This is a genomic window from Porticoccus sp. GXU_MW_L64, assembly GCF_052983295.1.
The window spans coordinates 11,473-35,003 of sequence record NZ_JBRKJK010000002.1; the positions used below are offsets into that span (position 1 = coordinate 11,473).

At 52.7% G+C, this 23,531-nt stretch carries 13 protein-coding genes; 6 read left to right on the top strand and 7 right to left on the bottom strand.

Annotated elements, in window-relative coordinates:
* Positions 1 to 81: 81 nt before the first annotated feature.
* From narH to ACVBEJ_RS01970, 3 genes are all read right to left on the bottom strand, one after another.
* On the bottom strand, positions 82 to 1,620 hold the full coding sequence (narH, locus tag ACVBEJ_RS01960) for a nitrate reductase subunit beta (protein ID WP_447127912.1): 1,539 nt from the start codon (positions 1,618 to 1,620) through the stop codon (positions 82 to 84).
* Between the two features lie 100 nt (positions 1,621 to 1,720).
* Positions 1,721 to 5,518 (bottom strand): nitrate reductase subunit alpha, encoded by a 3,798-nt coding sequence (locus ACVBEJ_RS01965; RefSeq protein ID WP_447127913.1) that lies wholly within the window; start codon positions 5,516 to 5,518, stop codon positions 1,721 to 1,723.
* 199 nt (positions 5,519 to 5,717) lie between these two features.
* A complete protein-coding gene (locus tag ACVBEJ_RS01970; RefSeq protein WP_447127914.1) occupies positions 5,718 to 7,334 on the bottom strand; it encodes an antiporter in 1,617 nt (538 codons plus the stop codon).
* Positions 7,335 to 7,755: 421 nt separating this feature from the next.
* On the opposite strand from ACVBEJ_RS01970, the gene ACVBEJ_RS01975 reads away from it, so the two are divergent.
* On the top strand, positions 7,756 to 9,600 hold the full coding sequence (locus ACVBEJ_RS01975) for a histidine kinase (protein WP_447127915.1): 1,845 nt from the start codon (positions 7,756 to 7,758) through the stop codon (positions 9,598 to 9,600).
* A gap of 183 nt (positions 9,601 to 9,783) precedes the next feature.
* Complete coding sequence (gene narL, locus ACVBEJ_RS01980) at positions 9,784 to 10,431, top strand: two-component system response regulator NarL (protein ID WP_447127916.1); 648 nt, start codon at positions 9,784 to 9,786, stop codon at positions 10,429 to 10,431.
* A gap of 233 nt (positions 10,432 to 10,664) precedes the next feature.
* On the opposite strand, the gene ACVBEJ_RS01985 is transcribed toward narL, so the two are convergent.
* From ACVBEJ_RS01985 to ACVBEJ_RS01995, 3 genes are all read right to left on the bottom strand, one after another.
* A complete protein-coding gene (locus ACVBEJ_RS01985; RefSeq protein WP_447127917.1) occupies positions 10,665 to 12,080 on the bottom strand; it encodes a redoxin domain-containing protein in 1,416 nt (471 codons plus the stop codon).
* Between the two features lie 115 nt (positions 12,081 to 12,195).
* On the bottom strand, positions 12,196 to 15,501 hold the full coding sequence (locus tag ACVBEJ_RS01990; protein WP_447127918.1) for a TonB-dependent receptor domain-containing protein: 3,306 nt from the start codon (positions 15,499 to 15,501) through the stop codon (positions 12,196 to 12,198).
* Between the two features lie 171 nt (positions 15,502 to 15,672).
* Positions 15,673 to 16,680 carry a FecR family protein gene (locus ACVBEJ_RS01995; RefSeq protein WP_447127919.1) on the bottom strand — a complete coding sequence of 336 codons (1,008 nt, stop codon included), beginning with the start codon at positions 16,678 to 16,680 and terminating at the stop codon, positions 15,673 to 15,675.
* A 197-nt stretch (positions 16,681 to 16,877) separates the two neighbouring features.
* On the opposite strand from ACVBEJ_RS01995, the gene ACVBEJ_RS02000 reads away from it, so the two are divergent.
* The 3 genes from ACVBEJ_RS02000 to ACVBEJ_RS02010 all read left to right on the top strand — a co-directional run bounded on the left by ACVBEJ_RS02000 (position 16,878) and on the right by ACVBEJ_RS02010 (position 21,617).
* Positions 16,878 to 17,459, top strand: a complete 582-nt coding sequence (locus ACVBEJ_RS02000) for an RNA polymerase sigma factor (protein ID WP_447127920.1) — start codon at positions 16,878 to 16,880, stop codon at positions 17,457 to 17,459.
* Between the two features lie 375 nt (positions 17,460 to 17,834).
* Positions 17,835 to 19,598, top strand: coding sequence for a CRTAC1 family protein (locus ACVBEJ_RS02005; protein WP_447127921.1), 1,764 nt, complete (start codon positions 17,835 to 17,837; stop codon positions 19,596 to 19,598).
* Between the two features lie 315 nt (positions 19,599 to 19,913).
* Positions 19,914 to 21,617, top strand: coding sequence for a GNAT family N-acyltransferase (locus ACVBEJ_RS02010; protein WP_447127922.1), 1,704 nt, complete (start codon positions 19,914 to 19,916; stop codon positions 21,615 to 21,617).
* A gap of 169 nt (positions 21,618 to 21,786) precedes the next feature.
* Here the strand turns inward: ACVBEJ_RS02010 and ACVBEJ_RS02015 are convergent, their stop codons facing one another.
* Positions 21,787 to 22,002 carry a SlyX family protein gene (locus tag ACVBEJ_RS02015; protein WP_447127923.1) on the bottom strand — a complete coding sequence of 72 codons (216 nt, stop codon included), beginning with the start codon at positions 22,000 to 22,002 and terminating at the stop codon, positions 21,787 to 21,789.
* 115 nt (positions 22,003 to 22,117) lie between these two features.
* On the opposite strand from ACVBEJ_RS02015, the gene ACVBEJ_RS02020 reads away from it, so the two are divergent.
* Positions 22,118 to 23,311, top strand: a complete 1,194-nt coding sequence (locus ACVBEJ_RS02020; protein WP_447127924.1) for an NAD/NADP octopine/nopaline dehydrogenase family protein — start codon at positions 22,118 to 22,120, stop codon at positions 23,309 to 23,311.
* Positions 23,312 to 23,531: the final 220 nt, after the last annotated feature.

Genomic DNA, 23,531 nt, shown 5'->3' on the forward strand with positions numbered 1-23,531 from the left:
CGTAATCCACCGGTTGTGGTGCGATGGTGGATTACGCTAACGCTAATCCACCCTACATTTACATCAAGCTCAAACATGCACTTATTCCTCCCACACCTGAACCGTCTTCAACACATCGCGACGATTGGTTTTTTTGGTGCCGAACATATTGTGATCGTTGGCGCCGGAGCAGCCGTTGCCAAAACTGAAACCGCAGCCACCGCGCTCCGCGTAGGCGTCCACCAGGGCGTCTTCGCGGTGGGCGGTGGGAATCACAAAGCGGTCTTCGTAGTTGGCAATGGCCAGGTAGCGGTACATTTCTTCCGCTTGTTTTTTCGTCAGCCCCGCCTGTTCCAGAACCTGCAAATCTTCGGCACCGTCTACGTGCTCGGCACGTTTGTAGGCGCGCATGGCGAGCAGTTTTTCCAACGCTTCCACTACCGGTTTTTCATCACCGGCGGTCAACATGTTGGCCAGATACTTCACCGGAATGCGCAGGGATTTGACATCGGGAATTACTCCGTCCATACCGATGCTGCCTTTTTCGGCGGCGGACTGAATGGGCGACAGTGGTGGCACATACCACACCATGGGCAGGGTGCGATATTCCGGGTGCAGGGGCAGCGCCAGTTTCCAGTCCATGGCCAGTTTATACACCGGCGACATTTGCGCGGCGTCCAGCACGGAATCGGGAATGCCGTCTTTGCGAGCCTGCTCAATCACCTCCGGGTCGAACGGATCGAGGAATACATCCAGTTGCTGTTGATACAGGTCTTCGTCGTGGGCGGTGCTGGCGGCTCCGCCAATTTTGTCAGCGTCGTACAACATCACACCCAGGTAGCGGATGCGGCCCACACAGGTTTCCGAACATACCGTAGGCTGGCCGGATTCGATGCGCGGGTAACAGAAAATACACTTCTCGGATTTGCCGGATTTCCAGTTGAAGTAAATTTTCTTGTAGGGGCAACCGCTGATGCACATACGCCAGCCCCGGCACTTGTCCTGGTCGATCAGTACAATGCCGTCTTCCTCGCGCTTGTAGATTGCACCACTGGGGCAGGATGCTACACAGGCCGGGTTCAGGCAGTGCTCACACAGGCGCGGCATATACATCATAAAGGTGTTTTCGAACTCGCCGTAAATGTCCTTTTGTACGTTGTCGAAGTTTTTATCTTTGGCGCGTTTTTCAAATTCGGTGCCGAGAATTTCTTCCCAGTTTGGCCCCCATTCGATTTTTTCCATGCGCTTGCCAGAGATCACCGAACGCGGTCTGGCAATAGGCTGGTGTTTGGAAATGGGCGCGCTGTGCAAATGCTGGTAGTCAAAATCGAACGGCTCGTAGTAGTCGTCGATTTCCGGCAAGTCCGGGTTGCTGAAAATATTGCTCAGCACTTTCAACTTGCTGCCAATACGCGGGTTTATGGAACCGTCCTGGTTACGTACCCAGCCGCCCTTCCACTTCTCCTGGTTTTCCCACTCTTTCGGGTAACCGATACCGGGCTTGGTTTCCACGTTGTTGAACCAGGCGTATTCCATGCCTTCGCGGGAGGTCCATACGTTTTTACAGGTGATGGAACAGGTGTGGCAACCGATGCATTTGTCGAGGTTTAAAACCATGCCGATTTGTGAACGAATTTTCATGACTTGTACCTCGCAAATTCGGTGCTATTAGAAAAGGCTTCGGCGTTGATGCTCATAGCACCATTCGCTCTTATCAAGTTCAGAGAACGAATTTTCATGACTAGGCCTCCTCAATGTCGGAAGTCACAGGGCGGGGAAGATCCCCACCGTTCGGATATTGGTCGTCGTCCAGCCAATCCACTTTATCCATCTTGCGTACCACCACCATTTCGTCGCGGTTACAGCCCACGGTGCCGTAGTAGTTAAACCCGTAGGCCTGTTGCGCGTAGCCGCCGATCATGTGAGTGGGTTTCATCACTACGCGAGTCACCGAATTGTGGTGGCCGCCGCGAGTTTGCGTCATTTCCGAACCGGGAATATTCACGATACGTTCCTGAGCGTGGTACATCATCACCATGCCCTCCATCACCCGCTGGCTGACCACCGCGCGACAGGCGATGGCACCGTTGGCGTTAAACACTTCCACCCAGTCGTTGTCTTCGATGCCCGCGGATTTGGCGTCGGTTTCGCTCATCCAGATAATCGGGCCACCGCGAGACAAAGTGAGCATCAACAGGTTGTCGGAATAGGTTGAGTGAATGCCCCACTTCTGGTGCGGGGTAATCCAGTTCAGCTCAATTTCCTTGTTGCCATTGGGCTTGGTGCCCTTCACCAGCTTGGTGGTTTTGGTTTTGATGGGCGGCCGGTAGCTGATCATCTGCTCGCCGAAAGCCTGCATCCACTTGTGATCCTGGTAAAACTGCTGGCGGCCGGTGATGGTGCGCCAGGGAATCAGCTCATGGACGTTGGTGTAACCGGCGTTGTAGCTGACGTGTTCGTCCTCCAGGCCGGACCAGGTGGGCGACGAAATAATTTTGCGCGGCTGGGCCTGAATATCCCGGAAGCGAATTTTCTCGTCGTGCTTGGGCTCCGCCAGGTGCTTGTGGTCGCGACCGGTTATTTTGCCCAATGCATCCCAGGCTTTAACCGATACGTTGCCGTTGGTTTCCGGCGCCAGCGACAGCACCACTTCGGCGGCGTCGATGGCGGTTTCAATTTTCGGCTGGCCTTTGGATACCCCTTCTTCGTGGTCCACATAATTCAGCTCACGGAGCAGAGCCACTTCTTCGTCGGTGTTCCAACTAATGCCTTTGCCGCCGTTGCCGAGTTTTTCCAGCAGCGGACCAACGGAGGTGAATTTTTTGTAGGTGTTGGGGTAATCCCGTTCCACCACCACCATATTGGGGGCGGTTTTGCCGGGCACCAGATCGCACTCGCCGTGCTTCCAGTCTTTCACGTCGAAGGGTTGCGCCAACTCCCCCGGAGTGTCGTGAAGCATCGGTACGGTAACGATGTCTTTTTCCACCCCCAGGTTGTTGTTGGCAGCGGCCACTTCGGAAAACGCCTTGGCAATGCCTTTGTAAATCTGCCAATCGGAGCGCGCTTCCCAGGCTGGGTCGGCGGCTTTCGACAGCGGGTGAATAAAGGGGTGCATATCCGAGGTATTCAAATCGTCTTTTTCGTACCAGGTAGCGGTAGGCAATACGATGTCGGAATACATACAGGTGGAGGACATGCGGAAGTCCAGGGTAGTCACCAGGTCGAGTTTGCCCTGAGCACCTTCGTCCAGCCACTCTGCTTCTTCCGGTATTACACCGTTGCCGCGTTTTTTGTTGTCTTCATTGAGCACGCCGTTTTTGGTGCCCAGCAGGTACTTGAGCATGTACTCGTGGCCCTTGCCGGAAGACCCCAACAAATTGGAACGCCAGATAAACAAATTGCGCGGGAAGTTGGCCGGGTTGTCCGGCTGCTCGGCGGCAAATTGAATATTGCCGCTTTGCAGTTGCTGCACCAGATAGTCTTTGGGCTCCATGCCCGCCGCTTCTGCCGCCCTGGTCACATCCAGCGGGTTTTGGTTAATCTGCGGTGCACTGGGCAGCCAGCCCATACGCTCGGCCTTGATGTTGTAATCCAGCATCGCCTCCGGGTAATCCGCCTTGTTCGCCTGGGGCGACAGCACTTCGTGAATGCTGACTTTTTCGTGACGCCACTGGGAGCTGTGGTTGTAGAAGAACGAGGTGGAGTTCATATGGCGCGGCGGACGGTGCCAGTCCAGGCCAAAGGCCAGAGGCAGCCAGCCGGTTTGCGGGCGCAGTTTTTCCTGGCCCACATAGTGCGCCCAGCCACCACCGGACTGACCCACACAGCCACACATGATCAGCATGTTGATCAGGCCGCGGTAGTTCATGTCCATGTGGTACCAGTGGTTCATGGCGGCACCGACAATCACCATGGCCTTGCCTTTGGTTTTGTCGGCGGTGGTGGCAAATTCACGGGCCACCTGAATCACTTTATCGCGGCTGACGCCGGTGATTTTTTCCTGCCAGGCGGGGGTGTAGGGCACGTTTTCGTCGTCGTAGCTGCTGGCTACGTTGTCACCGCCAAGGCCGCGATCAATGGCATAGTTGGCCATCATCAGGTCGTACACGGTGGCGACTTTGGCCTCGCTGCCATCTGCCAGTGTCAGAGTGCGGCAAGGCACGTTGCGCACCTGAATGTCGTCGCCCTCTTTGTGCTGCCAGAATTCGTGCTCTTCGCCGGCAAAGTACGGGAAGCCCACTTCGGCCAGTTCGTTATTATCGATCAGGGAAAGTTGCAGCTTGGTGTCTTTGCCCTCGCCGCCTTCACGGGCTTCGATATTCCATTTGCCCTTGCCTTCTTCGCCCCAGCGGTAACCAATGGCGCCCTGCGGGGAAACCAGTTGACCATCGGTTTCGTTGATGGCAATGGTTTTCCAATCCGGGTTGTTGTCCTGGCCAAGGTTGTCTGCCAAGTCGGAAGCACGCAGGAAGCGGGTACTTTTCAGGTGATTTGAATCGCCGTCTTTTTCCAGCATCACCAGCATGGGCATATCGGAGTAGCGGCGCACGTAATCGGTAAAGTATTCGCTGGGATTTTCCAGGTGGAATTCTTTCAAGATCACATGGCCAAACGCCATGCCGATGGCGGCATCGGTGCCCTGTTTGGGGTTGAGCCACTGGTCGGTGAGCTTGGCCACTTCGGAAAAGTCCGGAGTAATGGCCACGGTTTTGGCGCCCTTGTAACGCACTTCGGTAAAGAAGTGGGCGTCCGGGGTGCGGGTCTGGGGCACATTGGAACCCCAGGCAATAATGTAGTTGGAGTTGTACCAGTCGGCGGATTCCGGCACATCGGTCTGCTCACCCCACACCATGGGGGAAGACGGTGGCAGGTCGCAGTACCAGTCGTAAAAACTCATGCACACGCCACCAATCAGCGACATGTAACGGGACCCCGCAGCGTAAGACACCATGGACATGGCGGGAATGGGCGAGAAGCCGATAATGCGGTCCGGGCCAAATTTCTTGGCAGTGTACACATTGGCGGAGGCGATAATTTCATTCACCTCGTTCCAGGAGGAACGCACCATACCGCCCATGCCGCGTTTGGATTTATAGCTGGCGGTTTTTTCCTTGTCCTCAACGATAGACGCCCAGGCTTCCATGGGGTTGTCGTAGTGCTTGCGGGCCTCACGCCACAGCTTTAACAGCGGCTTGCGCACCATGGGGTATTTCAAACGGTTGGCGCTGTAGATGTACCAGGAATAACTGGCACCCCGGGGGCAGCCACGGGGTTCGTGGTTGGGCAGTTCCGGGCGGGTGCGCGGGTAATCGGTCTGCTGGGTTTCCCAGGTAATCAGGCCGTTTTTCACATAAATTTTCCAGCTGCAGGAGCCGGTGCAGTTAACGCCATGAGTCGACCGCACAACCTTGTCGTGCTGCCAGCGCTGGCGGTAGCTGTTTTCCCACTCCCGGCTTTCGCGAGTCACCTCGCCGTGGCCATTGGAAAATTCGCTTTGCTTGCGTTTGAAGAACTGTAATCTGTCTAATAAATGACTCATGGTTTTGCACCGTGTCGTATTTAATGAGTGGTCGCACGTCTGACGTCGCACGTCGCACGCTAAAACCAAGCACCCTGTAATAAGGCTTTCGCCTGTTCAAACTTGGAGCTTCGTAGCTGGATGCTTGATGGGCCGTTGCCCTATCTACAAAGCTCCATTCAAAGCGTGCGACGTCAGACGTGCGACGTGCGACTACTTTTTAGGGGTTATAAAACTCCCCATTCTTGCGCAGGTAGAACCACCAGTTAATCAGGATGCACACTCCGTAGAAGATGGCGAAACCGATTAACGCGGCTTCCGGTGTGGTGGCTTTAATCTGCTCGCCGAACACTTTGGGGATGTAGAAAGCACCGTAGGCGGCTACCGCAGAGGTCCAGCCCAACACCGGGCCAGCCTGTTCTTTGGGGAACACCATGGCGATGGTGCGGAAGGTGGAGCCGTTGCCTATACCGGTGGCAGCAAACAGCACCAGGAACAGTACAAAGAACGGTACAAAGTAGTCTTCCGGGGTAGCAGAGGCGTAGGCTTGCTTCAGGTAATAAGCCACACCCAGGGCACAGCCAACCATCACGAATGAGATAATCTGGGTCACCTTGGCACCGCCAATTTTGTCGGACACCCAACCACCCAGGGGGCGAATCAGTGCGCCAATAAAGGGGCCCATCCAGGCGTACATCAAAGCGCTGGGGCCGTTGGCGTTAATGGTGTCGTGAGTCATCACACCGTCGGCACCCACCACATGGCTGAAACCAAATACCACTTTGATGCACAGGGCAAAGGCGGCGGAGTAGCCAATAAAGGAGCCAAACGTCATGGTGTAAATCACACTCATGGCCCAGGTGTGCTTGTTGCCAAAAATTTTGTACTGGCGCTTGAGGTTACTGCCCACCTGCCCCGGCAGCATTTTCAGCAACAGTACGGTGGCGGTAATCACAAACAGCAGCACAATTTCCTTGGGTACGCCCCAGCCGGAACCGTTGGCGCTTTCCGGCAGCATCATCCACAGGCCGGCAGCGGCGGTGAAAAAGCCAATCAGCAACATGCCGGTAATGATGGAGAAAGAATTTACCGGGTTGCCGATATCCGGTGACACCTCCTGGGTGCGGATATTGTTCATGCCGAACCAGCCGAAGAACGCCAGCGGCACCAGAAACAACAACCACACCAGGCCGGCGTTTTGAATCCAGGTTTCAGAACCGGCGGGAATTTTGCCAATCAGCGTGCCGGAGGTATTCACCAACTCGCGGGATTCGCCACCCAACGCACCGAACAGGCCAAAGGTCATCACCAGTGGCACCAGAATCTGCATGGTGGTCACGCCAAAATTACCCAGGCCCGCATTCAGGCCCAGAGCCAGACCCTGCATTTTTTTCGGATAGAAAAAGCTGATGTTGGACATGGAGCTGGCGAAATTACCGCCACCAAAACCGGACAGCAGCGCCAGCAACTGGAACTGCCACAGGGGTGTTTCCGGGTTGCTCAATGCCATGCCCGCGCCCAGCGCCGGAATAATCAGCAGTGCGGTGGTAAAGAAGATGGTATTTCGGCCGCCGCACAAGCGCACGAAAAAGCTGCTGGGAATGCGCAGAGTGGCACCGGTCAAACCGGCAATGGCCATCAGCGTAAACAGCTCCGACTTGGCAAACGGGAAACCCAGGTTCAGCATTTGAACCGTAATAATTCCCCAATAGAGCCATACCGCGAAACCACACAACAAACTGGGGATGGAAATCCACAGGTTGCGGGTGGCGACTTTTTTGCCTTCGTTCTCCCAAAAGGCCGGATCTTCTACGTTCCAGTTTTTAATATCGGACATGATGTCCTCCGGTGCTTAGATGAAAATATTCGTTCGACGTTAGAGGTTTGACGTTGGACGACAGGCCCGCACTTCGTCGAACATCAAACGTCCAACGTCAAACTCCGCACTTCACACACTCCGTTTCAGCCAGAACTTTCGGAGCGCCATAAGCAATTTCTGATGGCATTAAAGAAAATGACTGCTGCGGCAAACATGACCTGTATCAACTGGGCACTGGGGAGACTCTGTTACAAAGGGCGCTCATACCACCTAAGTGGTATCGGAAGATATTGGATAAACAATTGATTTTGTTCTTCTTTTTTCAAATAATTTGAATTGCACAAAAAGAAAAACAAAGGCGCTGTTCTTTGGGGGTATGGGTATCCGGCCACTCTCACATAACGGCACAATGAAGGCCGGCATCACAACGAGGCAATTCATGGCCACCAAACACCCTGTTCGCAAACCCCTGACCCGGCGCATTGCCCTGGCGATGGTGGGCATTGCCCTGATGGTATTACTGAACATCGTCGGCTCCAGCTGGGTTGCGGACTCCACCAGCGGCGACGCCGCCGCCATCAACGATGCCGGCTCCCTGCGTATGCACAGTTGGCGTATTGCCTCGCAGTTGCAATCGTCCTCCATGGAGCCGCAACAGCGCATGGCGCTGGCGGACGAATTTGCCCAGCGCTACGCCCGTTCGGAACTGGCCAGCGCCACCGCCCAGGGCAATCGTGAGCTGCGGGTGGCCTATGAATCTATAGCCCAGCGCTGGAATGGTGAGCTGCGCCCCCTGGTGATTGAAGGCAACGTAACTGCTTACCTGCAACAAGTGGCGCAGTTTGTGTCGGAAATCGACAGCATGGTGAAACTGCTGGAACAACACACCGAAGCCAAAATCGGTATTTTGACCACCATACAAATATTCAGCCTGGCGATTACCCTGGTGGTTGTTTTTATCACCCTGTACAGCCTCAACAAAAAAGTCGCGGTTCCACTGCGGCAAATGATGGCTACCGCGCAAAGGCTGGGGGCCAAAGACCTGTCAGCACAATTTGACTACCAACACCCGGATGAACTGGGGCTGCTGAGCCAAACCCTCAACGAAATGGCCACCGAACTGTCGCAGCTCTACAACGAACTGGGGCAACGGGTAGAGGCCAAAACCCAACAACTGCAACGCAGCAACCAGGCCCTGCAACTGCTGTTTGAATCCACTCGCGAATTGAATTGCAGCGCCCAGGATCTGCAACAGCGCCTGCCCAAAGTGGTGGAAAACCTGCAGCGGGCCGCAGGCATCAAACGGGCCATTCTCTGCCTGATCAAAGAAGGGGCCAGTAACGCCTATCAATACCTGACCTCTGACCACTCCGGCAAACCGCCATTCTGCAGCGCCCCTAACTGCCACGAATGCATTCCCAAGCAGCTGGGCAGTGGCGATTCCATTCGCCTCAACGGTACCCATTTGCACAAAGTGGCGGTGGCCACCAAGTCCGATCACTACGGACACATACTGGTGGAGCCGGCAGACGGCTGCACCCTGGACGACAATCAGCGTCAGCTGCTGGATACCATCACCGACATTATTGCCAGCAGCATCGGTATCAGCCGCCAGGCGGATCAGGCCTCCAAACTGTTGTTGATGGAAGAACGTGCGGTGATTGCCAGAGAGCTGCACGATTCTCTGGCGCAATCCCTGTCCTACCAGAAAATGCAGGTCGCCCGCACCCGCAAGCTGTATCAGCGCGGTGCGGCAGAAGTGGTAATTTTTTCGGCACTGGACGACTTGCAGCAAGGGCTCAACACCGCCTACCGGCAACTGCGCGACCTGCTTACCACCTTCCGCCTGAAACCGGAACAGGCGGAACTGGGTAACGGCATCGCCGCTGCTGTCGCGGAATTTAACGAGCGCGGCAGTACACACATAGAACTGGATTACCAGTTACAACATTGCCCGCTAACACCGAATGAAGACATTCACTTGCTCCAGATCATCCGCGAAGGGCTATCAAATGTAGTACAACACTCCCAGGCCAAAGAAGCGCAGCTGTGCCTGCAACAACTGCAAAGCGGCGATATTGAAGTGCAACTGCAAGACAACGGCATCGGCATTCCCGACAACCCGGAAAAGGAAAACCACTTTGGCATGGTGATACTGCGGGAACGGGCCAGCAAATTGGGCGCCCGACTGCAATTGCACAAAAACCAGCTTGGCGGCACCACACTGCTGCTGCGCTTCTGCCCCGACTTTGTAAAAAGCGAACTTGTTGTTAACCCCCCCTAACTGACTGCTAAAACGTACGTTGGATAGGCGACATGGGCTTTTCAAGACACGCTGTGACTTTCGCTTTAAGGTAAGCATCCCTGTACGCTCGTCAGCGGCTTCCTTGCCGCTGACGGTCTTGAAAAGTCCATGTCACCTATCTTGTGAACTCCTTAATAACAGGCACCATGAACAGGTAACACCATGAGCGACATTATTGCCGACATTCTGATTATCGACGACCACCCCACCCTGCGCCGAGGTTTGATCCAACTGCTGGAACTGGAAGACGACCTCAACACCGTGGGCGAAGCAGGCAGCGGAAAGCAGGGAGTGGAGCTGGCCCGGAAACTCGATCCGGATTTGATTCTGGTGGATTTGAACATGCCGGAGATGGACGGTTTTGAAACCATCGCCAGCCTGCGGGACGCCGGCGTCAGCTCGCGCATTATTGTCTTTTCCGTATCCGAAGACCGGGAAGATGTGGTCAAAGCCCTGAAAACCGGCGCCGATGGCTACCTGTTAAAAGACATGGAACCGGAGCAACTGGTGGAAAACATTCGCTCCGCCGCCAACGGCAAAATGGCCATCAGCCACAAACTCACCGAAGCCCTGGCCATGGCCCTGCAACAGCGCGACAACAGCGACCGCCCTGCCTACGACAGCCTTACCAAACGGGAAAAGCAAGTACTCAAACTGATCGCCGGCGGCCTCAGCAACAAAATGATCGCCCGCAAACTGGACATCACCGAAGGCACCGTAAAAGTGCACGTCAAACGCCTGTTGCACAAACTGCATATGCGCTCACGGGTGGAAGCGGCGGTGTGGTTGACGGAGCAGAAAGGCGGATAACCTGTCCTTCAGAGCCACCGGTATTGGTAAAACTGTAGGGTGGATTAGCTGAAAGCGTAATCCACCGCACGGTGGCTATACTTTATGATTTATTAAACCGACAGACTTATAGGTTGTGTCATTGATGTCCCGTAAACGCTCAAAACATGAATTGGGTATTGCCTGATGTGACCGTAGCCAGCAGGGATGCTGGCCCCGAGCCCCTATTGAATGCGACACTTGCGTTCACCAAATCAGTTAAACAACTCTTCCAGTTTTTCATCCAGCTTGTGACCACGCAAATTCCTGGCAACCACCTTGCCGGTTGCACCATCCACCAGATAATTAGCTGGCACACCGGTTACTTCATATATTTTTGTAGGCTCGCTTTCGCTGCCAAAACCGGTATCGATCCAAGGCATCTGTTCCTGCTCTGAAGCTCCGGCCCAGTCGTCTTTATCGTCGTCAATGGTGAAGGAGAATATCTCAAAACCTTTATCGCTGAATTTTTCGTAGGCTTGTTTCATATGAGGAATCTCCGCACGACAGGGCCCGCACCAGGATGCCCAGAACTCCAGCAGAACGTATTTGTTTTTACCCCGCACGTCTTGGAGGGAAATCGTTTCACCGGACAGCGTAACGGCATCGAAATCTTTGATATCTCCACCAACTTTACCAATCTTTTTATTGCGCTCGCGCTTGGCGTAATAACTTTCCTGACTGGCAATAAACTCATTCACCCATGGATCTTCAGGGGCCGCTTCGCGTATTTTGTAAGCCGCATCCAACATCCAGCGACCACCCAGCCAAACGGTTTGTATGGCCAGCTTGCGAGCGAGAATATCCGGGTGGGTCAGTGCTACTTTTTCCCGGCCTTGTTTTTCCAATTCAAACAGTTTGTTTTGCGCTGCCGCTGCTTTATCCAGACGCATACGCTTCTGTTCTTCCGACTCATTTTCTACAGTGCGATACGATGTGTACATTTCTAGCTCAGTCGCCTTGTATTCCGGTGACAGTTTCCAGGAGTTATACACCGCATCATTGTACTTGCCACCGGTCACTGCAAAGCGAGAAAATTCGTTGAGGCTCATGGTCAGATTACCCGGTTCCAAAATAAAACCCTGGCCTTTGAGGGGTCCTATTCTGCCCCCTTCGGGAGAGATAGCATCCAGAACGTAAAAATACACGCGACGCACATTATCTACCTCACCAGACAGAGTAAATTTTCCGTTTTCCAGCTTGGTTTCGGCAACAATGTTAAGGCTATTGTAGAGTGCATTATTACCGCTACCAGCACTGCTCATAGACATGGCAGACCCCATGGCTTTGGCTCCGCTACCGGATTGCGCTTTCGTTTCGGCTTTTTTGGTACTGGCTGCAGACATACTGCTAGCCGCTGACATGCTGGTTGCAGCTGCCGTGCCGGTTACTGCAGTTTTGGTCGAAGCGGCCTTTTGCTTGGGCTCATCGATCCATACCACCAGATTACCATTGATATATTGTGAAGACAGGTCGCCAGACAATGTAAATGTCTGACCTTGCGCCTGTTGCACCGACTGAACACCAGCAGCAGAAGATACCGCAATCACCTGGGAGTTATTTGCCTCATCGACATTGCAAGCACCCAAAAACACACTCAAAGATGCCATTGATACAAAAAATTTACGCATTATCACCCTCCAAAACGAGATAAAATAAGGTACCCGACAACATCATCCCTATGCCAGAGCACCATATAAAAACAACACACATCCCTGTGTACTCATTGTTAACTACTCAGAGCGATTAAAACTCTTTCTGCAAACGCAGATTGAATACTCGCCCGCGACCCAAAGCGGTGAACGCATTGGCCCTGCTAACCTGTAACTCTCCAGTATCCACATTCAATGTGGTGCTTTCACTGAATGAATCGGTCAAGTTTTCAATACCCAAGGTACCGACAACGCCGCTCATCCAGGCCGGGGTATTAAACAGGTCGCCCGTCTCAAAGTCGTAGCTCAGTGTCAGATTGACAATATCTGCGGACTTGGTATTGCGAATAAAGGCGACTTCATCACTGGAATTCAGGGTGATCTGAGCCGTATCAGTGCGTCTGTTAGCACTCAGGGCAACGGTCATGCCTCTGTTCTCCCAACTGGCTTGCAGATTGGAAGAATTCTCAGGCACCGGAAAGAATCGACTGTCGGTGCTTTCACCCACAACGTCCACATCCGGGTCGGTAATGTCCGGGCGCGAATCCTGGCTGCTAATCCGGGAGAATGACCAGTCAAATGCAAAAGAGCCAACATCGGTATTCGCCACGTAATTCAAACGGGCATCAAAACCGGAGCGTTCAACCAGCGCCGCGTTTTTAAGCCGTGTATCCAGTCCCAGGCTGACCAGATCGCCGTTCTCATCCAGCTCCACAAACAAATCACTGGGGAACAGATTATTTTGGAAATCCTCCAGGGGAATAATGGCACCATTGCTGTTTAGTGACCCGATACGGTTGATATAACGGGTTTCTGCGTGGGCAATGCTGGCTGTCAGGCCCGGCAAAAAGTCCGGGGTAAATTCCAGCGAAATGGTTCGGGAGCGACTGGTTTCGTTTTCCAGCTGCGGGTTACCACCACCCAGTATCTGATCAAAAGGCCTGAATGCCAGACCACCATCGGGTTGTTCCACGAAGATAAAGGCGAAACCTCTGCTAAAGCGAGGGTCAGTGGAACGGAATAACTGGTTCAACTGCGGTGCCAGGAAGGCAGTCTGCCAGTTGGCACGCACTCTTACCTGGTCATTCAAACCCCAAATCAAACCCGCGCCCCAGGTGCTATCGCCACCAATGGCAACCGGGCTGTTAAAGGCTTCAAACTCCGCAACCGCCACTGGGTCACTCAAATCCAGAGGCACATCGATATTGCGCACTGCATCCGGTGCATCGTAGGAGTCATAACGCCCGGAGAAAGTAATATCCAGCGACTGCACAAACGGGATGGAGTTAGCCTCTCCAACCAGTGGCGCCAAACCTTCCACAAAAGCCGCCTGTGAATCACGGCTGATACTGGCATCAAATGGATTTGCGCCCACTGAAGAAGTATCCACTACACTCACGCTAAACTCAGAAGAAGAGTTGATTTTGCGACTTTGCCATTCAAATCCGACAGCTACCGACACATCACCAGCAGGTAGTGAAAACAGGGAACCATTAATCGTGGCACCCACAGTGGTGAGTTCATTGCGGGTGCTGGCCAATTGTTCTGGCAAAATAAATCCATTCAAACTGCCAAACGGACTGATGGGATCGGGTTCCGGGCAATCGTACACATCCGTGGGGGGAGCGCCAAAAACACCCGGTTGAGTACGATTAAACACACAGTCTGCAGATGGTGAGGGTGCACCGACCGGCACAGAGACTTCTTCTGTACCACCATTACTCAGCAAGCCAGCAGCCAGGGTTGTCGTATCCAGACGCGGCGCACGCACAGAATCCAGGGTACTGCGGCTGTATGTAGCATCGGCAGACCAGGACCACTCGTCATTAAAATCACCGTTTATCTCAAAGGCAAAGTCCCATTGGTCAGAGTCTGTATCGCTAAAGTTGCGCCCACCATCTGGCAGAATAGCCACATAAGAAAAAGTCTGAGCAAATGGGTTAAATGGGTTGCCGTCATCCACCCGACTGGAAACTGTGGGCAAAGCGCCACCAGTGAGAGTGTCACGAGTGCTGTAATTCACTGAGCCAAACAAAGAAAGACCGTTGTCTAAATCCTTGTTGACACTGACACCAAAAGCGTGACTCTCACGCTCTGGCAGCAACAGAGTACCTGCATCCGCCTCACCGGTACCAGTTACCGAGTTGTCGGTGGCCATCAGGGTAACAATATCGTTAAGACTACTGTTTTCATTAAAGCCAGCTGGCAATGTAGCGACATTGATGCCAGTAAACGCGGCCTGATCCGCAGGATCAAGAGCATTAAATGCATCGACAGTGATGTTGTTGCCACTGCCATCTGAATAAAACAGCGGTACCGAACCAACCACCTGAGGGTCAAAGCCTGCTCTGGGAACGTTAAAAAGATTCAAAGAAGCTGTTTGTGGATCAATCAAGCCCAAGCGACTGTCATCAGACACCAGCCCTGTATGCTGGTTGTATTCGTAGTTAAATGCCCAGCTACCCCCCCCCCATTCGGCACCACCGCTCAGAGTAAACTTGTACTCATTAAAAGCGCCCACATCCGGCTCGATGTATTCAATACCGGCGATAATGCCCTGATAATCCTTTTTCGTGATGATATTAACCACACCACCCACCGCATCGGAACCATAAATAGCTGAGGCACCATCCAGAACAACCTCAACCCGTTCCACTTGGGATAGCGGAATACCACTAATATCTGTCACCCCACCCAGCAGGCCATTACTACCACGGCGGCGACCATCTACCAGAATCAGGGTTGAGTTACTGCCAAACCCGCGCAAGTTAACTGTGGAAGCACCGGTCAGGTTAGTGGCATTATTAAGTTGACTCCCTGCAAACTCTGTTGTGCTCTGGAAGTTCTGAGGTAAACGGCGCAAAAAACGCTCCAATGTAGTTTCACCAGATACCTTGATATAAGCCTCGTCATAACTGATAAATTGCGCTGCTATTTTTCCCGGGTCAGTAGCCAGGCGACTACCGGTAACAATCACCTCTTCATCCGCTTTAGCGGCGGTCAACTTTTTTGCTGGTTCAGAACCCTCCGCCTCTTTGATTACAACGGTATCGTCTTCGCGGAACTGGTAAATCAATCCACTATCGGAAAGCAACTGGGCCAATGCTGTGTCGCTGCGCAGTTCCCCGGAAAGCTCAGGAGCTTTAAACTGGCGCACCGCGTCGCCATTAACCACTAGCTGCAAACCACTTTGTGTAGAGAACTTGACCAGTGCCTCATTCAATGGCTGGGCTTTAATAGAAAATTCACGCACATCCGCTGCACCCGCCCAACTGGTACAGGCAACAGAGGCAAGTAATGTCGATACAGCCAACTTTTTACTGGCACAACAGATCGCATTAGATAATTTATTCTGCTTGGCTATTACCCGGAACTGCGAATTTGCTGATTTGACGCTCATGGTTTTCCCTCACTATCTGTTTTTGATTCTTACCCATACGGGTTTTCTGTAGAGTTAAGCCAGCAATCAAACTGGCCTACCCTATACATACGAACAAACAGTTAATTTTGGGAACAGAAAGAATAGTTTTTTTGCAAAACGCCATGCTATTACATTGGCAGAAAAGAAATATTATTGCCTGGAAGTCAGGTAAACACCATCTGGATTGTTGACAACCCGGACAGGGAACACTTCCGGCAACAGGGAGATCATCGAATCCATATTATCTTTATGAACAGAGCCTGTATAACGCAGCTGTTTGAGTTCGTCAGCAATCACCACCGGCGTTTCCCGATAGCGGTTGAGGCGCTCAAATACTTCCTGAAATGGTTGATCAACAAATACCAACTGACCTTTCTGCCAGGCAATCATGGAGCTGGCATCCACTTTGTGAACATCACCGACCGTTCCATCCGCAGTCACTGTCACAGACTCATTGGCAACCAAACGCGGGAAATTGGTACCGTCATAAGCAGCGTCATTCGTGTCGCGCAATCGGGCTTGCACAACACCTTCCACAACCGTAAGAGTAGAATGATTACTGGTCAGTTCTACATTAAATACCGTACCCAACGCCATGTACTGACCAGCCCCCGCCGAGACGATAAAAGGCTTGTCCGGATCTTTTGCCACATCGAAACTGGCTTCACCTTTAACCAGGAAAACCTTGCGCTCGGTATCGCTATAGGCCAGCTGAATCCTGGAATCAGCACCCAGTTCAATAACCGTACCATCCGGCATTTTATGGCTGGCGTGCTCGGCAGTAGCGGTTTTTAGCCCGGTAATGGAACCCAGAGCTGTAATGGGGACAGATTCAGTTTTGGGGAACAAAAGAACAACCGCCATTACCAGAGCGGCGGCGGCAGCCATTGATTGCCACAACCAACGGGGCTTTCGGGCAGGAAGGGCAATAACATTTGTTTCCTCCTGAACGCCAGCCCCCTCAGGCAACTGGTCTGCCAGTGACCACAGCTTCAGCATCTTTTCGTAGCAATCCCTGTGGTGTGGGCTGGCATCAATCCAGCTGCGCCACTGGGCAAGAGTCTCATCCGATAAACTGCCATCATTCATGGTAAGCAACCAGTCGGCGGCTTCGCCTTCAATGCGCTCCAGTTCTTCCGGTAGCAAGTTGTTTTCCATGAATAACCTTCAAAGATTCTTTCCCAACCAATATTGGGCGGTATTATACAAAAAACACAAAGCAGCAGAATTTCTGCCCCTACATATAACTTACGAACAAGACATCAATTTTGGGAACACGGCACGGAAAATTGCTGAAAATATAAAGATAAGCTAATCTTCAGCACAGCAAAGCGCGTAACTTTATACGAACAGCCATGACCTTACGACAATCTGGTGCCAACAAAGAAGACTTGGCAACCATGCTATCTCGCCAAGGAATTGAGGAAAAAGGCGATCATACTGCGTATTACACTCGCCTCTACACTCAACACCGAGTGTGGATGTTGCGGCATGTCATGAAGTTTGGCGTATCTGAAGAGGATGCCGAAGAAGTGGTACAAGAGGCTTTCGTTCGTCTGTTGCGCCTGGATGAGCCCGACACTCACAGTTATTTACGCTCCTACCTGCAACGCATTGCCAGCAACATAGCCATTGACCGCTATCGGCGCAGCCAGCGCTCACCAGAGGTTGTAGCAAACCCGGAAGATGACAGTCATCAAGGTATCCACCAGCTATCACCGGAACGGATACAACAATCCCGGCAAACCCTTAACGAATTGCAAAAATGCCTGGCACAACTGTCGCCAAAATGCCGTGTCGCTTTCACGCAATATAAAATCCAGGGCAAAAGCTACAGCGAAATTGCCCAGTCCATGGGTGTTTCGGAAAGCATGGTGCGCAAATATGTGCTACAGGCACTGCGTTTTAGCTACGCTGAGTTACAACATCTACTGTAACTTTTGTCAAAATATAAGGTTTATGATTGTCGTAAGGCGGATTATCTGCAAACCCTGTATGGATAACCATCAGTATCAAACGGTGGATTACACCTTCGGCTAATCCACCCTACAGAAACTGACCATGCTCTGCATCTTCAGGCGAATACCCGCCCAGCCGCAGCACGTCATCTCTCACAACTATAACTCCACGGATACCCTATAAAACAATTAAATTTTTTCACCACAAGCTATATCGTTGGATTGAACTACCTAGATAAACAATTGTTCGGTTTCGTAAAGTTCCATTCTCTGAGCCGTTATTTAGCTATCGATATTGATTATTCCAATCAAATGTAAAATCATAAAAATACGTTCAACCTGCACGAGGGGATTATGAATTTCAGCATTACCAAGCCCTATACATGGCCGTTTAAACCTGCATTACTGGTATCTTCACTGATGCTTTTACTGACTGCCTGTGGCGGTGGGGGCGGCAGTGGCAATACCCAGCCAGCGGCTACACCAACTCCCACCCCTACACCTACTCCAACTCCAACACCAACACCTGGAGAACCCGGCCCACCAATTACCAGCGGCCAGCAGTTTATAGATGCCACTGCTTCTAGTGGCATTGCCTACGAACACGGCTACCAGAGCCCCAGTGTTAATGATTTTCTCAGGGCCGTAGAGGATTTTGGCGGTGGCGTAGCCGCCGGAGACTACGATAGCGACGGAGATATCGATCTGTTTATTGTGCGCGGTGATATTGGCCCCAATCTGCTCTATCGCAACGATGGCAATGGGGCATTTACCGATATTGCAGCAGAAGCTGGCCTCGCTTTTACCAAATCGAACACCGAAAACTATCGACACAGCGGCCCTACCTTTGCCGATATAGATGGCGACAGGGATCTGGACTTGTTTATTGGCGGTATTATTGGTGACCCGTCTCTGGTATTTGCCAATAACGGTGATAGTACCTTTACCAATGTTACCGCCACCTCCGGTCTGGACGCCCTGACAGATACTCACAATATCTCCGCCGCTTTTGGCGATTACGATCTGGATGGCGATCTTGATATGTTTGTTACACACTGGGGAACACAACGGGATCCCGCCGACCCGGGAGATACCGGCAACCTGTGGCGCAACGATTCTGACCAGACTGGCATTCGCTTTACCAGCGTCAGCCTTGAGTCTGGTATATCACCGTCCATTATTGTGGAAACCACCCAGCCAGGAGGGGAAGATGACCGGGAATATACCTTTGCTCCCACCTTTGTACGCCTCGACGGAGACTTGTACCCGGATATTGTGGTTTCTGGTGACTTCAATACCAGCCAGGTATTTATCAACCTGCAAAATGGCCAATACCTTCGCACCACTAATCCCAATGTAATTACCGATAACAACGCCATGGGCTCCACTGTTGGTGATTTTGACAACGATGGGGATATGGACTGGTTTGTGTCGGCTATTTACGCTCCCAATCAACGAGACGACTGGCTAGGCAACCGCCTGTATCGCAACGACGGCAATGGCACTTTTGAAGATGCTACCGATGAAGCTGGTGTACGCGAGGGAGAATGGGGTTGGGGCTCCTGTTTTATGGATTTCGACAACGATGGCGACCTGGACCTTTATCAGACAAACGGCTGGACACAACAGAGCGACTTTATAGCAGATATCACCCGCGCCTTTGTTAACAATGGCCAAGGAGTGTTTACTGAAGCCGCCTCTGGTCTGGGGCTGGATGACACTCAAGATGCTCGAGGGGTAGTCTGTGCCGATTTTGATAACGATGGCGATCTGGATATCATCCAAGTGCACCGGGGGCAGGATCAAAACAGTGCCACTTCCTACTACCGCAACGATCTGAACAAGAACAACCACCTGTTTGTTCAACTCAACGGCCTGGCACCCAATACCGAAGCCGCTGGCGCACGTATCCAGATCACCATTAACGGTATTACCCAAACACGGGAAGTGATGATCGGCAATAACTTCACCTCACAAAACCCCACAGGGCAACTGTTTGGTTTGGGTGAAGCCACTCAAGTGGATGAACTATATATTCAATGGCCGGATGGTATGGAAACAAGGATGCAAAATGTGGCTGCGGGGCAGCGTATGTTTATTGATCATCCGAATTTGTAAGGCAGCATCAGATAAAAGTTTTATCAAGTTTTGATGAACCCCGGACAAACACGCTGTTGTCCGGGGTCTGAGATAACCGCCCAAGTCGTCATCGCGATGATGAGTTTTTAAGTTTCGTGGCTCTCGATTTAACCACGGGCTTCGTAGAAGTAAAGCTATGCTGTCAACGTAAAGTAGAAATATCCACTTTAGCCTGTCACCGACACCAAAGCACGATAACTCCCCTTCAATCCCGTCACCAAACTGACACAAATCTGATACATGCCTGTCATTGCGGCCCGCTAGTTTGATGAAAAACTGGCTACAGGCTCGCTTATGCTCGACGTGGACAACCTTGTTCAGCAGCACTGCCCCAAGGCGGTGGAAAACAAACCCCTGATCGCCCGGCCTCTTACCCGGGTGTTGCGTTTGCTGTTTCACGAAAAAGATTTCACGCAGTTTGAGCGCAACTACGCGCACCTGGAAGGTTTCGATTTTGTGGAGCAGTGCCTGGCCCATTTCGGTTTCAGCTACCGGGTGCGGGACAACGAACGGGAATCGGTTCCCAGCACCGGGCGCGTTGTGATTATTGCCAACCACCCCATCGGTTCTCTGGACGGCCTCGCCCTGCTGAAAATGGTGCGCGAAGTGCGCCCGGATGTAAAAGTGGTGGCCAATGAATTGTTGGCCAGTATCACGCCACTGCAATCCCTGTTGCTGGCCAATCCCACCAGCAGAGAGCAGATGACAGACGTTCGTCAGCAGCTGGAAAACGAAGGCGCGCTTATTGTATTCCCCGCCGACGATGTCTCCCGCCCCGGCCTGAAAGGGGTGCGCGACAAAAAGTGGAACTCCACTTTTTTGCGTCTGGCCAGCAGCACCAAAGCGCCGGTGCTGCCAGTGTATGTGGACGGTCGCAACTCCGCGTTTTTTTACGCCCTGAGTTTTATGGCGCGGCCAGTGTCAACCCTGTGGCGGGTGCGGGAAATGTTTCGCCACGCCAGTAACTGCATCGACATGCGCATTGGCGCACCCATCAGCTACGACAGTTATCAGCAGGTAGCGGTGCCCATGCGCGGTAAAGTGCGCCTGTTCAAGCATCACCTGTACCGCATTGGCAAAGGTAAACGGGGCGTATTCAGCACCGAGGTGGCGGTTTCCCACCCGGAAAACCGCGCCTTGCTGAAAGAAGAAATAGAACAGTGCAAACGGCTGGGCGAAACCGGTGACAACAAACAGATTTACCTGTACCACTACCAGGCCAACTCCAGCATCATGCGCGAAGTGGGCCGCCTGCGGGAAATTGCTTTTCGTGCGGTGGGCGAAGGTTCCGGCAGCCGCCGCGACAATGACCTGTACGACCAGCACTACCTGCACTTGCTGTTGTGGGACCCGGTCGAGCTGGAAATCGCCGGCGCTTACCGCTTTTGCGATGCCCGCAAAGCCCTGGAAAACATGGGTAGTGGCAGCCTTTACTCCGCCACCCTGTTCAACTACCGCAGCGCCATGAAACCCTACTTTGAGCGTGGCCTGGAACTGGGGCGCAGTTTTGTGCAGCCCAAATACTGGGGCAAGCGCAGCCTGGAATACCTGTGGTACGGCATCGGCGCATTTTTGCGGGAACACCCCGAGTACCGCTACCTGTTCGGCCCGGTAACTTTAAGTGACACCTACTCCCAGCACGCCAAAGACATGATCGTGCACTTTTACAGCAGTCACTTTCCGGCCCTGCAAAATCTGCTGGACTGCACTCTGCCCTACACCATTGCCAGCGATCGCAAAGCACAGTTGCAACAACAGTTCCCCGGTGTGGATTACCGGGAGGAATTTACTGCGCTAAAAAGTCAGCTCAGCCACATGAATTACAGCGTGCCTACCCTCTACAAGCAGTACACCGAAATTTGCGAACCCAACGGCGTGCAATTTGCCGGTTTTAATATCGATCCGGATTTCAAAAACGCCATCGACGGTTTGATTATGGTGGACTTGGCAAAACTGAAACCCAACCGCCGGGAACGTTATCTGGGAATTTCTTCCTGACGCAAACAAATACCTTTCACCTGAATACCCCCTCGCGACAGTGAGTTTGCCCCCGGAAACAGGGGGCTTTTTTTTGCACGACTATTGGCGCTCTTTAAGCAAGCAACCTCAATCCGTGAATGGTACTTACTGAATTTTCCATTAAGATAAGCACCATTCGAATCAGACCTCAATAATGCGGTGGCGGCGGCTCATTAGCATCACCGCCGTCTGCTGCACTCATATCCGCAGCGTTAAAACGCTCAATCAAGGTTTCACAGGCCAATTGCAATTGATCCAACTGATCCTGTTGTTTACACACCACCTGATTCAATGCCTGAATAGTGTCTTCCTGATAGGCCAGCCTGGTTTCCAGTTCGATAATGCGGTCGTCGTCGGTACTCATAGGGGCAATTGTCCTCTGTCAATCAGGCGTAATAATACCTTATCCAACAGCCCCATTTGCCACAGGGAGCGAGTATCATTGCTGGGTAAACAATCATCCTCCAAGAGAGCCGCCCATGAGCGCCAGCCCCACATTCAACGTAGAAAACCCCACCGTGTGCATTATCGGCGGAGGCAATGCCGCCCACGTGTTAGCGGCTTTGCTGCCATCCCGGGGCATTGCCACCCGAGTGCTGACCACCTATGGCGATGAAGCACAGCTCATGGCCAGCGGTGTAGCCGAACAGGGGCACATTAGCGCCGAATTCGCCGCCCACAATCCGGTGGCAGGCACGGTTACCGGAACACCGGAAATCATTTCCAGCGATCCGGCAGACGTTATTCCCGGCAGCGATGTACTGCTGCTGCCCCTGCCCTCGTTCGCTTACGGCACCGTGCTGCAAACCATCAAGCCCCACCTGCGCCCCGGCATGGCAATTGGCGTGACACCGGGCCAGGGCGGGTTTGATTGGGTAGCCAGAGAAGTGCTGGGAGATTTGATGGACCAACTGGCGCTGTTTGCCATTTTGCCCATGCCTTTTAACTGCCGTATTACCGACTACGGCAAACGGGTAGAAGTGCAGGAATTCAAGCACAACTACCGGGTGGGCGTGCTGCCCACCAGCGCCACCGATGCCATTATCGCCCTGAACAAAAAACTGTTCGGCCACACTGAAAGCTGCGGCCACTTTCTCAGCGCCACCCTGTACCCGGTAAACGCCATACTGCACCCTTCCCGGCTTTATACACTTTGCAAAGACTGGCAACCGGGCGAAGCACTGGCGGAAAACCCGCTGTTTTACGAAGACATGAGCGCAGCTGCCGGCGAGATGATGAACACCCTGAACGCCGAGCTGCTAGCCATCGCCGATGGGTTAAAAGCCGCAGGTATGAACGATATTCAGGTGCCGCATATTTACGACTTCCTCACCCGCTACGTGTACGAAGACAACGCCCCCGACCTGACCACCTTCTTCCGCACCAACTCCGCCTATAAGGGCTTCCGCTGTCCCTTTAAAGAAGTACCCGGCGGCTGGCAGCCGGACTTTGACAACCGCTACTTTACCGAAGACATTCCTCTGGGGCTGTGTGTGTACAAAGGCGTGGCGGATATCGTTGACGTTGCCACCCCCACCATGGATAAAGTCATTACCTGGGCGCAGCAGCATATGGACAAGGAATATGTGGTTGATGGCAAATTACGCGGAAAAGATGTGCGCGAAACTCATGCACCCCAGCGGTTTGGGATTACAGAACCGGGCCAGTTATAAAGTGATATGGAAGAATGGATGGAGATTGCCGAGGGGTATCTCCTGTCATCCTGAGCGTCTTCTTCGTCATCCTGAGCGTCTTCTTTGTCATCCTGAGCGCAGCGAAGGATCTCTTGGCTTCGCCCAGCCGGAGATTCTTCGCTGCGCTCAGAATGACGGGTACTTTTTGACAACCCCTTAACGTTAAGAGCAGAGGTAGGTAGCGCTTTTCTGGACCGTA